This is a genomic window from Lactiplantibacillus sp. YT640 (assembly GCF_049745435.1).
GTDB classification, from domain to species: Bacteria; Bacillota; Bacilli; order Lactobacillales; family Lactobacillaceae; genus Lactiplantibacillus; species Lactiplantibacillus plantarum.
The window spans coordinates 1-325 of the sequence record NZ_JBMNVY010000105.1 but is presented as its reverse complement, the minus strand read 5'-3'; the positions used below and the strand labels follow the sequence as shown (position 1 = coordinate 325).

1 pseudogene is annotated in these 325 nt (G+C 44.9%); it reads right to left on the bottom strand.

Features of this window, described 5'->3' with window-relative positions:
* Positions 1 to 325: pseudogene (locus ACOV1R_RS16125) on the bottom strand (IS5-like element ISLpl3 family transposase); the annotation flags it as partial.

Here is a 325-nt window from a genome sequence, read left to right as displayed (position 1 = left end):
TGGCGCTCACAATAAACGTGGTAATCACAGGTCCACTTGTCTTTGGTATTTTCCTTTGGCGGAATGGTATAGACGCCTGCTTTATCTTCAATATACTGGCGAAGTTTCGCGGTGCCATAGGCTTTATCCGCGATAATATTTGATTGAGAAATATCGAAGCCTTCCAGCAACTCACTGGCAACTTGGCTATCATGTACTTGACCACCTGTTAGGCGAAAACCCAAGGGATTCCCTAATCCGTCAACGAGTGCGTGAATCTTGGTCGTTCGGCCACCTCGACTTAATCCAATAGCTTGATTTTCGACCATACATTCGGCATTTTTTT